This window comes from Micromonospora rubida (assembly GCF_009908295.1).
GTDB lineage: Bacteria > Actinomycetota > Actinomycetes > Mycobacteriales > Micromonosporaceae > Micromonospora > Micromonospora rubida.
Genome location: NZ_JAAALO010000005.1, coordinates 112,978 through 126,637, shown reverse-complemented (window position 1 = coordinate 126,637; position 13,660 = coordinate 112,978). Strand labels below are relative to the sequence as shown.

General features: G+C 75.5%; 15 protein-coding genes and 1 pseudogene. 11 read left to right on the top strand and 5 right to left on the bottom strand.

What is annotated here, in order from left to right; all coding sequences use genetic code 11:
- Nucleotides 1–8: 8 nt before the first annotated feature.
- A pseudogene (locus tag GVV04_RS19850) lies at nt 9–659 on the bottom strand (DUF2267 domain-containing protein); the annotation flags it as partial.
- A 211-nt stretch (nt 660–870) separates the two neighbouring features.
- Between GVV04_RS19850 and GVV04_RS19845 the strand changes: the two are divergent.
- The 4 genes from GVV04_RS19845 (at nt 871) to GVV04_RS19830 (ending at nt 2,849) form a co-directional block, all read left to right on the top strand.
- Nucleotides 871–1,188 carry a hypothetical protein gene (locus GVV04_RS19845; protein ID WP_161689586.1) on the top strand — a complete coding sequence of 106 codons (318 nt, stop codon included), beginning with the start codon at nt 871–873 and terminating at the stop codon, nt 1,186–1,188.
- A 181-nt stretch (nt 1,189–1,369) separates the two neighbouring features.
- Nucleotides 1,370–1,717 (top strand): STAS domain-containing protein, encoded by a 348-nt coding sequence (locus GVV04_RS19840; RefSeq protein ID WP_161689585.1) that lies wholly within the window; start codon nt 1,370–1,372, stop codon nt 1,715–1,717.
- Nucleotides 1,718–1,786: 69 nt separating this feature from the next.
- Nucleotides 1,787–2,233, top strand: a complete 447-nt coding sequence (locus tag GVV04_RS19835) for a response regulator (protein ID WP_161689584.1) — start codon at nt 1,787–1,789, stop codon at nt 2,231–2,233.
- 127 nt (nt 2,234–2,360) lie between these two features.
- On the top strand, nt 2,361–2,849 hold the full coding sequence (locus tag GVV04_RS19830) for an ATPase (RefSeq protein WP_161689583.1): 489 nt from the start codon (nt 2,361–2,363) through the stop codon (nt 2,847–2,849).
- Nucleotides 2,850–2,904: 55 nt separating this feature from the next.
- On the opposite strand, the gene GVV04_RS19825 is transcribed toward GVV04_RS19830, so the two are convergent.
- The 3 genes from GVV04_RS19825 to GVV04_RS19815 all read right to left on the bottom strand — a co-directional run bounded on the left by GVV04_RS19825 (nt 2,905) and on the right by GVV04_RS19815 (nt 5,659).
- Nucleotides 2,905–3,750, bottom strand: a complete 846-nt coding sequence (locus tag GVV04_RS19825; RefSeq protein ID WP_328822474.1) for a hypothetical protein — start codon at nt 3,748–3,750, stop codon at nt 2,905–2,907.
- A gap of 379 nt (nt 3,751–4,129) precedes the next feature.
- Nucleotides 4,130–4,555, bottom strand: a complete 426-nt coding sequence (locus tag GVV04_RS19820) for an OsmC family protein (RefSeq protein WP_161689582.1) — start codon at nt 4,553–4,555, stop codon at nt 4,130–4,132.
- Between the two features lie 144 nt (nt 4,556–4,699).
- Nucleotides 4,700–5,659, bottom strand: a complete 960-nt coding sequence (locus tag GVV04_RS19815) for a serine/threonine-protein kinase (protein ID WP_161689581.1) — start codon at nt 5,657–5,659, stop codon at nt 4,700–4,702.
- A gap of 188 nt (nt 5,660–5,847) precedes the next feature.
- Here GVV04_RS19815 and GVV04_RS19810 point away from each other — a divergent pair, with 188 nt between their 5' ends.
- From GVV04_RS19810 to GVV04_RS19795, 4 genes are all read left to right on the top strand, one after another.
- On the top strand, nt 5,848–6,072 hold the full coding sequence (locus tag GVV04_RS19810) for a hypothetical protein (protein ID WP_161689580.1): 225 nt from the start codon (nt 5,848–5,850) through the stop codon (nt 6,070–6,072).
- A 106-nt stretch (nt 6,073–6,178) separates the two neighbouring features.
- Nucleotides 6,179–6,925: a response regulator transcription factor gene (locus GVV04_RS19805; protein ID WP_161689579.1), complete on the top strand. Its 747-nt coding sequence runs from the start codon at nt 6,179–6,181 to the stop codon at nt 6,923–6,925.
- Nucleotides 6,903–8,411: a sensor histidine kinase gene (locus tag GVV04_RS19800; protein ID WP_161689578.1), complete on the top strand. Its 1,509-nt coding sequence runs from the start codon at nt 6,903–6,905 to the stop codon at nt 8,409–8,411. Before GVV04_RS19805 ends, GVV04_RS19800 begins: the two co-directional genes overlap by 23 nt.
- Before the next feature lie 100 nt (nt 8,412–8,511).
- Nucleotides 8,512–9,198, top strand: coding sequence for a helix-turn-helix transcriptional regulator (locus GVV04_RS19795; protein WP_161689577.1), 687 nt, complete (start codon nt 8,512–8,514; stop codon nt 9,196–9,198).
- 69 nt (nt 9,199–9,267) lie between these two features.
- On the opposite strand, the gene GVV04_RS19790 is transcribed toward GVV04_RS19795, so the two are convergent.
- Nucleotides 9,268–9,666: a VOC family protein gene (locus GVV04_RS19790; RefSeq protein ID WP_161689576.1), complete on the bottom strand. Its 399-nt coding sequence runs from the start codon at nt 9,664–9,666 to the stop codon at nt 9,268–9,270.
- Nucleotides 9,667–9,858: 192 nt separating this feature from the next.
- Between GVV04_RS19790 and GVV04_RS32260 the strand changes: the two genes are divergently transcribed.
- From GVV04_RS32260 to GVV04_RS19780, 3 genes are read left to right on the top strand one after another with little or no spacing between them, the layout of a single operon-like run.
- The gene (locus tag GVV04_RS32260) at nt 9,859–10,008 is read left to right on the top strand and encodes a hypothetical protein (protein ID WP_201753935.1); all 150 of its coding nucleotides are present in this window, start codon (nt 9,859–9,861) and stop codon (nt 10,006–10,008) included.
- Nucleotides 10,009–10,023: 15 nt separating this feature from the next.
- The gene (locus tag GVV04_RS19785; RefSeq protein WP_161689575.1) at nt 10,024–11,454 is read left to right on the top strand and encodes a class I SAM-dependent methyltransferase; all 1,431 of its coding nucleotides are present in this window, start codon (nt 10,024–10,026) and stop codon (nt 11,452–11,454) included.
- Nucleotides 11,447–13,537, top strand: a complete 2,091-nt coding sequence (locus tag GVV04_RS19780; protein WP_328822473.1) for a sulfatase-like hydrolase/transferase — start codon at nt 11,447–11,449, stop codon at nt 13,535–13,537. The genes GVV04_RS19785 and GVV04_RS19780 overlap by 8 nt, the downstream gene beginning before the upstream one ends.
- The last annotated feature ends 123 nt before the right edge of the window (nt 13,538–13,660 follow it).

Sequence of the window (13,660 nt, the reverse complement as noted above, 5' to 3'; positions counted from 1 at the left end):
ACGCCTCAACCGCCGGCCGCCGGGCCGAGCAAATCGCGCAGCCCGTCCGGTACGTGCAGCGAGGCGACCAGGTCGCCGTCCCGGTCGGCCAGCGCGGCGATCGTCGCCTCCGCCTGGTAGCGGGCCTGTTCCGGGGTACGGCCGCTGAGCCGGGCCACCTCGGCGAGGAAACCGGGCAGGTCGCGGTGGCGCTCGATGCCGTCCACCGGGACCACGTCGTGCAGCGACACCGGCACGGCCGTCAGTAGCCGCTCCCGGGCGGCCTGGTCCAGCGCCCACGCCAGGGTCAGCACGGTCGCCTCGGCCGCCACCTTCGCGGTGCGGAAGTCGACCCCGGCCCGTCGGCCGACGTCGTCGACCAGTTCCCGGTAGCCCACGCCGATCGTCCCCGGGGCCCCTCCGGGGCCGCGCTGCGGGCGCGGCTGCGGCCGGGCGGCCGGCGCGGGAGCGGCCTGCGGCGGGGCCGGCCCGCCCCGGGTGCTGTCGGGCTTGTGCCGGCCGGCCGGCGGCGGCCCGGCCCGCTTGCCCCGGTCCAGGTGCGTGGGCTGCTTGGACGCGCTGAGACTCGCGCCGGTCTCGCTGGCCTGCCGGCCGCGTTCGCGGGCCTGGCGGGCCAGCGCCCGGCGGCGCTGGTTGTCACCCTCCATCTGTTTGCGCATGGCACACCTCGCCCCTCTCCGATCCGTTGTCTCGACCGTCGCCTTCCCGGCGTCGTCGGGGCCGAAACGGGCCGTGGCCCGCGCCACGGGGCCGGCCGACGGGCGGCCGGGGCGGCGTCATCCGGGGCGGGTGAGCCAGGTTCACCCGCCCGGGCTCCACGATCGGGAGTGGGCCGGAGTACTTCCGACACACGCGGAAGGGAAGGTCGTCATGAAGAGGATCGTCGAGATCGTCCCCGCCCGTCCCGGCTGGTACGCCCGCTGGCGGCTCACGCCACAGGCGACCAGGTGCTACCGGGTGAGCCTGTGGGCCCTGCTGGAGGAGTCCGACGGCGTCGGCCGCGAGGTGGTCGGCGTCGACTGCACCGGGCAGTGGCCCGGGGCGGACGACAACGAGGCGGGTGGGGAGTTCGTCCGTTACCTGTTCCAGACGCCCGACTCCGGGCCGCCGGAGGACGCGGAACCCCCGCCGGGCGACGCCGATCGGCGGGCCGACGGGCCGCGCCTGCAACCGGTGACCGCCACCTGAGGCCACCCTCCCGGCCCCCGACTCCTGGTCCCAGGGTCGGGGGCCACCCTCTGCGGCGGGGGCGTCGGTCGCGCGGTCGCGCGGTCGCGTTGATCGTTCGGAGATGCGGGGGGCCGCGGCTCACTGCTTATACTTGCTCCACTGCAAGCATCAGCGTGCGGTGGAGCGAGGGGAACCACGTTTGACGTTCACCGTCACGTACGCCCAACGGGAAGGTGCCGGGGCGTGCCTGCGACTCGCCGGCGAGCTGGACCTGAGCACCACGCCCGAGCTCAACGCCGTCCTCGATCGGCTGGCCGACCAGGGGGAGCGGCATCTCCTGGTCGACCTCACCGAGCTGACCTTCTGCGACTCCACCGGCATCGCCGCGTTCGTCCGGGGCGACAACCGGGCCGCGGCCCGGGGCGGCTGGCTGCGGGTGACCGGAGCCACCGGGCGGGTGGAGCGGGTGCTGAAGGTGACCGGCCTGGCCGAGGTCCTGGGATACCGTTCCGACACGATGCACCCGAGGTCGCAGTCCGCCCTGTGATGGGCTAGATTTCCCCGCCAACAGGCGATCGTGAGGTCGCCGTCCGCGTCAACCCGAGGCAGGTCACCCATGGCTGGAAATACCCCCGGCCCCGTTCGCATCCTCGTGGTGGACGACGATCCCGGCGACGTTCTGATGATCGAGGAGGCCCTCGCCGACTCCGACGTCGACAAGGTCATCGACGTGGTCGGCGACGGCCAGGAGGCCATGGAGTTCCTGCGCCGCGAGGGGCGGCACACCGAGGCCCGCCGGCCCGACGTGATACTGCTCGACCTGAACATGCCCCGGATGGACGGGCGGCAGGTGCTCGGCGAGGTCAAGCAGGACGACGACCTGCGCACCATCCCGGTCGTGGTGCTCACCACCTCCAACGCCGACACCGACATCGTCGGCAGCTACACCCTCCAGGCCAACGCGTACGTGACCAAGCCGATCGACCTGGACGACTTCAACGACGTGGTGCGCCGGATCGACGAGTTCTTCGGCCGGGTCGTGGTGCTGCCCAAGCGGGCCTGACCCGCGCCCCGAGGGCGGGCGTCGTCGCCCGAATGCCGAACAATTCTCCCGAACCCCCTCGGCGTCCCGCCGGCACCGCCGAGGATCGGCAGGTGGGAAGAAGCACCGGCTGCCTGGGGGCGACAGGATGAGATTCTCCGTCGTGGAGTTCGGCTACGACAGTCGGCAGGTCGATTCCTGCCTCGACGAGCTGGCGGTCCGGCTGAGCCGGCTCGCCGCGCGGGCGGAGGGCGCCACCGGGACGGGCCGTGAGTGGGACCGGCTCCGGTGGGAGGCGGCCCGCCTGTGTGACCTGGTCGAGCGGCGCCGGGCCGACGGGGCCGGGGCGCTATCGGGCCGGTCGTCGCCGCCAGAGGTCGAACGGGAGGCGGCCGAGGCCCTGGCCCGGGCCCGGTTCGAGCTGGACGCCGCCCGCGATGAGGCCCGGCAGCTCCGCGAGCAGGCGTACGCCGATGCGGTGCGGGCCCGTCGGGACGTCGAGGCCGCCCTGGCGGCGCGCCGGCTCCGGGCGACCCGGCTCGACGAGATCCTCATCGCACCGGCCGGTGAGCCGGTGGCCACGGACACGCCGACGGCCGCCGCTTCCGTGCCGCCCGGCGGGGTGCCCACGAGCTGAGCGGTGACCGGTGCCGAGCTGCGGGCGGGCGCGGCGCCCGGGTGGCCGAGCCGGCTCAGGTCAGCGCCGCCACCACCGCGGCGGCCCGCTCCTCGTGCTGGGCGTACGCGTCGGGGTACGCCGAGACCTGCACGGACTGGGCGGCGGCGGTGACGCTCATCTCCTGCCAGCCGGGGACCTTCAGCAGCGCCTCGCAGAACACCCGTGCCGCGTACGCGGGGCGCATCAGCTCGCGGACGCTGCCCCAGCCGCTGCTGGGTCGCTGCTGGAACAGCCCGACCGAGTCGTGGTCGGAGCCGGCGCCCTGGTGCGGGTACTCGTAGGACTCGGGCAGCACGTTGCTGGCCAGGTTCCGCAGGTCGCTCTCCTGCATGGCGGTGGACACCGCCACCACCAGGCCCCGGCGGGGCAGCTTCAGGCCCCGCCCCACGTCCACGATGGTCTTCGCGTTGTCCGTCTGGACCTGGTCGAGGCCGGCGACCGGGCGGGGCCGGGCCGGCCTGACCGGCTGCGGCTTGCGGCTGGCGCTCGGGCTGGGCTTCGTCGTCGGGCTGGGGGCGAGCGTCGGCGGGGCGGCGGGGGCGCGGTCGAGAGAGCGGGAGGCGCGTCGCTCGGCCTCGGCGGCGACCGCGGCCCGGTCGGCGAGGGCGTCGCGGACCGGCTCCGGGTCGGTGTCGGCGTGCCGGGTGCCGGCGAAGGCGGCCACGCCGAGGCAGCAGGTCAGGCCGGTGGCCAGGGCCGCGCGCACCGGGGTGGACCCGAGCAGCGCGCGGCCGGCGCGGCGCGGCGGTTCGGGCCGGCGGTGCCGGCCGGTCGTCCGCCCGGTCGATGTGGCATCGGTCGGACGGTCATCCGGGCGGGTGGCGGTCTGCTTCTGCTCAGCGGGTTCATCGGGGCGCACCCGCCGAGGCTAGAGAGCTTGACGCGCTTTCCCCATGGGGTGATTGGTGGCATGCGCCACAATTCGCGGATTTACGACCGGACATCTCCTTTCGGCCGGGCAGCAAGCCGGCCATCCCGGTGTACCGCATATGTCCGTCATTGCCCTCATGGATAGACAAGACAGATTATTCGCCGGGCTGGCGCGGACCGTTGCGGCAGCATGACGGACTCGTTCGTTCGGATGATGATCGACTATCCGGTCCGGCGAGGCGGCAGGGGCCGGTGGTCCCGAGGGGCTCACCCCGACCTCGGCCGGGGTGCCGCACACCATGGACAGCGGTGACCGCGCGGTCACCGCCGGCCTCCGCTGGTGAGGGCCCGCGTCGGGGCGGAGCGGTTCAGCGCCCGCCGTTCTCCGCCGGGCTGACCGTGAGGCGGTGGCGGGTGCTGTCGCCGCTGGAGAACGGCCAGAGCCGGTCGGCGTGCTCGACGAGTTGGGCGAGCTGCTCCGGGCTCAGCCCGGCCGACGAGATGGAGGCGTGCACGTCGGCCCGGTAGCGTCCGTCGTCGTCGCGGCCCAGCCGGGCCTCGGCGCGCACCTGCACGGTGTGTGCCTCGTCGGTGATCTCCCCGGCGGCCTCGATCGCCGCGTGGTGCAGGCAGGACGCGAACGCGGCGGCCAGCAGCTGCTCCGGCGTCAGGCCTGTGCAGTGCGGCGCCAGCGGGGAGGCCAGGGCGCTGGACAGTCCTCCGTCGTCGGTTCGGACGTGGCCCCCCGACGCCGTCGCGGTGGCCTCGTGCAGCCAGGAACTCGGATCCGGCATTCCGTTCCCCCCTCAGTCACCCGCCCGGCTACCCGGCTCGCGCCCGGCGAAACCGCCACCGGCTCCGCCCCGCCGCACCCGCCGGCACCGGCACCGTCGCGGGGGCCGACTGGGTCGCCGGCCCCGGGACGGGCTGCCGGGGCCTCAGGACCTCCGGTCGCGCCCCGGTCCGGCCGGCCGGTCGCCGACGCCCGCGGCCTGGGTCGCCTCGGCGGCGGCCTGCTCGGTCCACGGGGACACCAGTTCCTCGCGCTGCCGGGGCGGGGACATGTCGAGCATCGGCACGTACACCCGGGCGTCGACCGCCTCGGCCAGCAGCAGCGCGGCCATCAGGCTGGTCGGCCGGCGCATCGGGTCGTCGGCCATCAGCTGCCCGCAGAGCCCGGCCACCTCCGGCGGCAGGCCGTCCACCGCAGGCAACGGGTCCGGCTGCTGCCGGCGGCGTGCCCCGAGCAGCTCGCTGGTGCTGTCGGCCCGGTACGGCAGCCGGCCGGTGAGGCAGTAGTAGAGCAGCACCCCGAGGGCGTACATGTCGGCGGCCGGGGTGGCGGGCCGCCGGTCGAGCTGCTCCGGAGCGAGGTACGCGGGAGTGCCCACCACCATGCCGTCCGGCATCTCGTCGGGCATGCCGGCCGGGGTGGCGATGCCGAAGTCCAGCACCTTGACCCCGCACGGGGTGAGCATCACGTTGGCCGGCTTCACATCGCGGTGCACGATGCCGTGCGCGTGCGCGGCGGCCAGCGCCGCCGCGATCTCGGCGCAGACCCGCACGGCGATGCGCCAGTCCAGCGGCCCGGAGCGCAGGTGCGCGGCGAGGGTCTCGCCCTCCGCCAGCTCCATCACGATGTACGGAGCCGACCGGCCGAGCAGCGTCGACGAGGCGCCGAAGTCGTGCACGCTGGCCACGTTCGGGTGCACCAGCCGGGCTGCGGAGCGGGCCTCGGCGCGGATGCGTTCCACCGAGGTCGGCCCGTCCCGGCCGGGGGAGATCAGCTTCACCGCGACCGGCCGGTCGAGCACCGTGTCGTGGGCCTGCCACACCTCCGACATCCCGCCGATGCCGATGCGCTGTTCGAGCTGGTAGCGCCCGTTCAGCGTCCTCATTGACCGCTCCTCGTCTAGCTCGCCACCATCGGCGGGCGGCAATCCCGTCACTTCCGCCCGGTACCCGGCTCCCGAGCAGGGCAAACCGCCGGGGGTGTCGACACCGCGCCGCCCGCGCCTCCCGGTGCGGTGCGGTAGCTTCCACCGGGGAGGTCGACCTGGGGTGACGGCGGCGAAACGGAGGGGTGATGACCGAGGTGACCGTGCGGTTCGTCGGTGGGCCCGCGCACGACCTGGTGCGTCAGGTGCCGGCCGGGCCCGACGGGGCGCCCCCGCAGCGCTGGGTGCTGCGGCACCCGGGCGGCTCCCCGGCGCCGACCGCCGACCACCTCTACCGGCGCGACCGCCCGGACGACACCGGCACCTGGACCATGCGCTTCGTCCGCACCGACCCGCTGGGCATGTCGCAGTGATCCGCCAATAGGGGCGGATGCGCGGACCAAGCGCCGGGCGGCACGCACAGCTGGTACACAGGGTCTGCCGATGTGGGGCACAGCCGACCGTCCCACGATGGGAGGCATGGTCTTGGAGGGGCAGGCCGCGCAGGGCCGCATCGAGCTGCGCCGACCCGACGGGGAACCCGTCCGGGTGCTGGTGGTCGACGACGAGCCCACCCTCACCGACCTGCTCTCGATGGCGCTGCGCTACGAGGGCTGGCAGGTCCGCACCGCGGGCAACGGGATGACGGCGCTGAGCACCGCCCGGCAGTTCCAGCCGGATGCCGTGGTGCTCGACGTGATGCTGCCCGACCTGGACGGCTTCCAGGTGCTGCGCCGGTTGCGTGAGCACACCCCGACCGTGCCGGTGCTCTTCCTCACCGCCCGGGACGCGGTGGAGGAACGCATCGCCGGGCTCACCGTCGGCGGCGACGACTACGTCACCAAGCCGTTCAGCCTGGAGGAGGTGATCGCCCGGCTGCGGGCGCTGCTGCGCCGCTCCGGGTTCGCCGTCGCCACCCGGGAGGACGCGGTGCTGACCGTCGGCGACCTCAGCCTGGACGAGGACAGCCACGAGGTGCGCCGCGGTGGCCAGCTGGTCACCCTCACCGCGACCGAGTTCGAGCTGCTGCGGTACCTGATGCGCAACCCGCGCCGGGTGCTCAGCAAGGCGCAGATCCTCGACCACGTCTGGAACTACGACTTCGGCGGGCAGGCCAACGTCGTCGAGCTGTACATCTCGTACCTGCGGAAGAAGATCGACGTCGGACGGGTGCCGATGATCCACACCCTGCGCGGCGCGGGATATGTCCTCAAGCCGGCGGACTGACCGGCTGCGCCGCTGGCTGGCCGGCCGGTCGCTGCGCACCCGGCTGGTGGCCGCCGTGGTGGCGCTGCTCGCCCTGGTCAGCATCGGGATCGGCGGGCTGACCACGGTGGCGCTGCGGCACTTCCTCGTCGCCCAGGTCGACGACCAGCTCAACTTCGACCAGCATCGGGTCGGCGGGGACCGGCGGGGCCGGTACCCCACCCTGCCCCCGCTGCCCCGCGAGGTGAACCTGCCCCCCGGCTTTCCGCCCGGCTCGATCGTCGTCCGGGTGGTCGACGGCCGGGTCGCCGAGGCGAAGATCCGCAACCCGGCCGGTTCGGTCGAGCCGCTCGCCACCGGCACGGCGGCCCCGCTGGCCAAGCTGGCCGTCGACGGCCGGCCGCGCACGGTGGACCTCGGCGACCAGGGCGACTACCGGGCGGTGGCCCGGCAGTTCGTCGACCTCGACAACGACGGCTCCGGTGGGGTGCTGGTCTTCGCGCTGCCGCTGACCGGAGTCCAGGACACCGTCTGGTGGATGGTGCTGGCCCAGGCCGGGGTCGCCGCCGCCGGGCTGCTCGTCGCCGGCGGCCTCGGCGCGCTGATCGTCCAGGCCACCCTGCGCCCGCTGCGCCGGGTCGCCGCCACCGCAGCGCGGGTCACCGAGCTGCCGCTGGACCGGGGCGAGGTGGCGCTTTCCGTGCGGGTCCCCGCCGCGGACACCGATCCCCGCACCGAGATCGGCCAGGTCGGCGGCGCACTCAACCGGATGCTCGGGCACGTCGCCGCCGCGCTCGCCGCCCGCCAGGCCAGCGAGACCCGGGTACGCCAGTTCGTCGCCGACGCCAGCCACGAGCTGCGCACCCCCCTCGCGGCCATCCGCGGGTACGCCGAGGTGGCCCGCCGGGGCCGCGACCGCGTCCCGCCGGACGTGGCGCACGCGCTGCGCCGGGTCGAGTCGGAGAGCACCCGGATGACCAGCCTCGTCGACGACCTGCTGCTGCTTGCCCGGCTCGACTCCGGCCGCCCGCTGGCGGTCGAGCCGGTGGACCTGACGGCGCTGGTCGTCGACGCGGTCAGCGACGCGCACGTCGCCGGCCCGGAGCACCGCTGGCAGCTCGACCTGCCCGAGGCGGAGCAGGTGGTGCCCGGCGACACCGCCCGGCTGCACCAGGTGGTGGCGAACCTGCTGACCAATGCCCGGGTGCACACCCCGCCGGGTACCACCGTCACCACCCGGCTCACCCCCACCCCGGCGGGAGTCGTGCTCAGCGTCACCGATGACGGCCCCGGCGTCCCGGCCGACCTGCAGAACGAGGTCTTCGAGCGCTTCGCCCGGGGGGACAGCTCCCGGTCGCGCGCCCACGGCAGCACGGGCCTCGGGCTGGCCATCGTGGCGGCCGTGGTGGATGCCCACCACGGCCGGGTCTTGGTGGAAAGCCGCCCGGGGCGAACCGTGTTCACGGTTTCCCTACCGGCGGCCACGGGCTCCACAGCGCACGCCTAGGCCGTCACGGGCGGCGTGCACGCCGCCGGCCCCGGACCGGCCAGCGAGCCCTCGACCAGGCCCAGGCCGGCGACCGAACCGCGGCTGGCAGACTCGGGTCGTGTACCGGGAGCGTGGCGCCAGCGTGGCCGGGGCGGTGCTCTGGGAGAGCGTCAGCACCGGCGACGGGCCCGCCCGGGTGCTGCCCGACGGGTGCCTGGACCTGCTGTGGTCCTCGCGACGGGGACTGCTGGTCGCCGGGCCGGACCGCACGGCGCACCTGTCGGTGGGCACGGCCGGCGAGCGCTGGGTGGGGCTGCGGCTGCCGCCCGGCGTCGGGCCGGCCGTGTTCGGCCTGCCCGCCGACGAGCTGCGGGACCGGCGGGTGTCGCTGTCCGACCTGTGGGGACCGGGCGCGGCCTCCGTCGCCGACCGGACGGCCGGCGGTCGCGGCGTCGCCGCCGTGCTGGAGGAGGTCGCCCGGGGCCGGCTGCGCGCGGCCGGCGGCCCCGATCCGCTCGGCGCGCACCTGGCGGCCCGGCTGGCCGGCGGGGGGTCGGTCGGCGCGGTCGCCGCCGAGGTCGGCCTCGGCGCGCGGGCGCTGCACCGCCGCTGCCAGCACCTGTTCGGGTACGGCCCGAAGACCCTCGCCCGGATCCTGCGGATGCGCCGGGCTCTCGCCCTGGCCCGGGCCGGGACGCCGCTGGCCGAGGTGGCCGCCCGCGCCGGGTACGCCGACCAGGCCCACCTGACCCGCGACGTGCGCGAGTTGGCCGGGGTGCCGCCCGGCGTCCTGCTGCGCGGCTGAGCCGCTCCTGTCGTCCTGTCGGCCCGGGGACTGGGACCGGGGCGGACCGTTGCCGCCGGGGCGCTGCGGTCAGTCCGCCGGCAGCGGGGCATACAGGTCGACGCCGGTGCCGTCGGGGTCGTGCAGGACCGCGTACCGCTGGCCCCAGAACGCGTCCCACGGCGCCAGATGGCCGTGGAAGCCGGCCCCGGTCATCTCGGCCCAGTACCGGTCCACCTCGGCCGGGTCGGCGCAGCGGAACGCGAGGCCGACCCGGGAGCCGCCGGTCGGCGGCGCCCAGTCGGGGTCGAAGCTGCGGATCGTCTCCACCGTGTCCCAGGCCAGCCGCAGGCCGCCGGCCAACGTGAACTCCACGTGCGGCTCGGCCTCCGCGCCGGCCGGGATGTCGAGGCCCAGGCGTCGGTAGAAGTCGAGGGTCCGGGCCATGTCGGTGACCGTCAGGCCGACGAGGTCGAAGCGAGGTGTCATGCGCCGACCGTACGGCGGGGCCGGGCGTCGCGTCTTGAACGGAACGGACGCGGCCGGACTGGGCGGTGTGGCCTCGACGCGGCCCGCCGTCGCGTACGGTGGCAATGAGACAAGTCCGGCCTTTCGGCTTAAAAACCCCAACGCGGCGGGGCCGGAAGCTGACTCCGAGACGGCGAGGGGAAGGAGCGACCCGTGATGCACCTGGCCTACCTGGACGCGGGTTCCGGCAGCCTGATCGTGCAGGCGGTGGTCGGAGGGGTGGCTGGAGCGGCGGTGGCCGCGAAGCTCTACTGGCGCCGGCTGACCACCCGGTTCCGCCGCCGGCCCACCGACCGTTCCTGAGCCGGGCCCGCCGGCATGACCACCCCCGACACCGGCGTCCGGGTCGAGCCGGGCTCCTTCCGCGACCCGGCCAACCGCGTCTTCTACGCCGACGGCGAGGTGCTGCGCGGGCTCGACGCGCGGGCGGCCGAGGACTGGCGGGCCCTGGCGGCCAGCGAGTTCTTCCCGCCGCTGCTCGCCGCCGGCAAGGTCTGCGGCACCGAACCCGTCGCGCCGGACCGGTTCCGGGCCCCCGACGGAGTGCCGTGGGCCGCGGTCCTGCGCCACGAGCGCATCCCGTTCGTCTCCCACCCGTACGAGTGGTCGTTCGGCATGCTGCGCGATGCCGCGCTGCTGCACCTGGAGGTCCTGCGCGCGGCGCTGGCCGCCGGCTTCACCACAAAGGACGGATCGGCCTACAACCTCCAGTGGGACGGCGTCCGACCGGTCTTCATCGACGTCGGCTCGTTCGAGCCGGCCCGCGACGGCGAGCCCTGGGCCGGCTACCGGCAGTTCTGCCAGACCCTGCTCTACCCGCTGCTGCTCACCGCCCACCTCGGCGTGGACTTCCAGCCCTGGCTGCGCGCCCAGGTCGACGGCATCCCGCCGGAGCAGATGCGCCGGCTGTTCACCGGCACCCGCCGGCTGCTGCCCGGCGTCCCCACCCACGTGCACCTGCACTCCGCGATGCAGCAGCGGCACGCCGCCGCGACCACCAGCGACGTGCGGGCGCAACTGCGCACCGCCGGGTACTCCCGGGAACTGGCCCTGGCCGCCGTGCGCCGGATCGAGAAGCTGGTCCGCCGGCTGGCCCCGCGCCACGCCCGCAGCCACTGGGTCGACTACCAGCGCACCTGCACGTACTCGGCGGGGGACCGGGCCGCCAAGGAACGCTTCGTCGCCGCGGCGCTGACCGCCGGGCCGCCACCCGGGCTGGTGCTGGACCTGGGCGCCAACGACGGCCGGTACGCCCGGATCGCCGCCCGGCACGCCGGCTACGTCGTCGCCGTCGAGCAGGACCCGGCCGTGGTCGACGACCTGTACGCGGCGCTGCGCGCCGAGGGGCAGCGGCGGGTGCTGCCGCTGGTGATGGACCTGGCCGACCCGTCGCCCGGCGGCGGCTGGCGAGGCGTCGAACGGGCCGCCTTCGCCACCCGGGCCCGGGCCGACCTGGTGCTCGCCCTCGCCGTCGTGCACCACCTCGCGATCGGGCGCAACGTGCCGCTGGCCCAGCTCGTCGACCAGCTCGCCGACGCCTGCGCCCCCGGCGGCCGGCTGGTGGTCGAGTTCGTCCACCCCGAGGACCCGATGGCCCGACGGCTGCTGGCCAACCGGCCGCCCGGCCTCTTCCCGGCCTACCGGCCCGACGAGTTCGCCCGGTTGCTGGCCGCCCGGTGCCGGATCGAGCGGCACGTCGAGCTGCCCTCGGGCACCCGGACGCTCTACCAGGCGGTGGTGGGTGGCTGACCCGGCCCCGGCCCCGGCGACCTCCCGGGCCGTCGACCCGGCCCCGGGCTGCCCCACCCCGCAGACCGGGTGGCGGGCGGAGCGGGGCCCGCTGCTGGAGGTGGTGGCGCTGGTCGGGCTGGTGGTCACCCAGCCGATGCTGGACGTGTTGGGCCGCAGCCCCGACTTCTTCCTGTTCCACCGGGCCACACGGGGCGAGATCCTGACCCTGGTGGCGCTGATCGCGCTGGTACCCACGCTGCCGGTGGCCCTGCTCGGGGCGGCGAGCCGGCTCGCCGGGCGGGGCGTCCGGGCCGCCGTGCACACCGGGACCGTCGGCCTGCTGCTCGCCGCCCTCGCCGTCCAGGCGGGCCGGCACGGTACGCCGCTGCGGGGCGTACCGCTGCTGCTGGTCGCGGCGGTGGTGGGCGCGGCCGGGGCCGCCGCGCACCGGCGGTGGCGCGGCCCAGGGTGGGCGCTGCGGGTGGCCGCGGCCGGGCCGCCGGCCTTCGTGGCGTTGTTCCTGCTCGCCTCGCCGGTGTCGCCGGTGGTGCTGCCGGAAGGCCCCGTCGGTGCGGCCGGTGCGGCCGGTGCGGCCGGGGCGGGGGAGCACCCGCCGGTGGTCATGCTGGTCCTCGACGAGCTGCCGCTGGTCTCCCTGCTCGGCCCGGACGCCCGGATCGACGCCGCCCGCTACCCGCACTTCGCCGAGCTGGCAGCCGGCTCCACCTGGTACCGCAACGCCACCGGGGTCAGCGGCTGGACGCCGTACGCGCTGCCGGCCATGCTCACCGGCCGGTACCCGGCGCGGCCGGTCGCCCCGCACTACTCGCAGTACCCGGACAACCTGTTCACCGCCCTCGGCGGCCTGTACGACATCCGGGCGCAGGAGAGCATCACCCGGCTCTGCCCGCCCAGCCGCTGCGACCAGCCGGCCAGCCCTCAGCAGGGCCTCGGCACCCTGGTCCGGGAGAGCGGCCGGCTGCTGCTCCAGGTGACCGCGCCGGTGGACAGCCGGGTCGCCCCCGAGGAGTCGTACCGCGAGCTGACCGCCGCCGAGGCGGGGCTGGACGCCGCCGAGCCGGTGCCGGCCGACCCGAAGTTCCGCTGGGACAACCTCGACGACAACCAGCCGGCCCGGTTCACCACGTTCCTGGCCGGGCTGCGCCCCAGCGACCGGCCCACCCTGCACTTCCTGCACCTGCTGATGCCGCACGCGCCCTGGGTGTTCCTGCCGTCGGGGGCCCGCTACGCCGCCCCGGAGGACCTGCCCAACGACGGCGCGGGCTGGGTCGAGCTGGCCCGGCAGCGGCACCTCGCCCAGCTGGGGTACACCGACCGGCTGATCGGCGAGACGCTGCGTACCCTGCGCGCCACCGGCCTGTACGACAAGGCCCTCGTGGTGGTCACCGCCGACCACGGGGTCAGCTTCGACAAGGGCTTCCAGGGGCGCGGGATGAGCGCCGTGCGCGCGGCGGCCGGGCAGGTGGCGTGGGTGCCGACGTTCGTCAAGGAACCCGGCCAGCGGGCCGGACGGGTCGACGACCGCAACTGGGAGCAGGTCGACCTGCTGCCCACGGTCGCCGACCACGCGCACGTGCGGATCCCGTGGCAGGTCGACGGGCGCTCCGCCCGACAGGCCCCGCGCGAGCGCGCCGACAAGCGCTTCTACGACCGGCCGGGCGAGCCGGTCAGCATCCCCGGCGGGGTGCCGGAGCCGCCGCCCCCGCCGCCGCCCCACCCGCTGGTCGGCACCGCCGTGGCGGAGCGGCCGACCGACGGCACCGCCCGGGTCGCCGAACCGGCCGACGGTATCGTCCGGGTCGCCGACCTCGCCGCGTTCCGTGCCGTCGACCCGGACGCCGGCGAGCTGCCGGCCCTGGTCTGGGGCACCGTCGGTGCGTCGGTGCGCGACGGCACGCTGCTCGCCGTCGCGGTCAACGGCCGGATCGGGGCGGTCGTGCCGGTCGTGCCGCCCGATGCCGGCGGGCGGCGGTTCGCCGCCCTCCTCCCCGACGACCGGCTGTTCCGGGCCGGCGTGAACCGGCTGGACGTCTACCGGGTCGGCCCCGGCGACGAGCTGCTCCAACTGAGTGTTTCCTGAGAGTTTCGCCCCGCCCATAGCAAGGGCCCGTGCCGACGCGTGACGCGCGGCAGCGGGCCCTTCTTGACGCTTTGCCCCGGTTCGTCACCCGGCTCGTACCCGCCGGGTTTCCCCGCCTGCCGG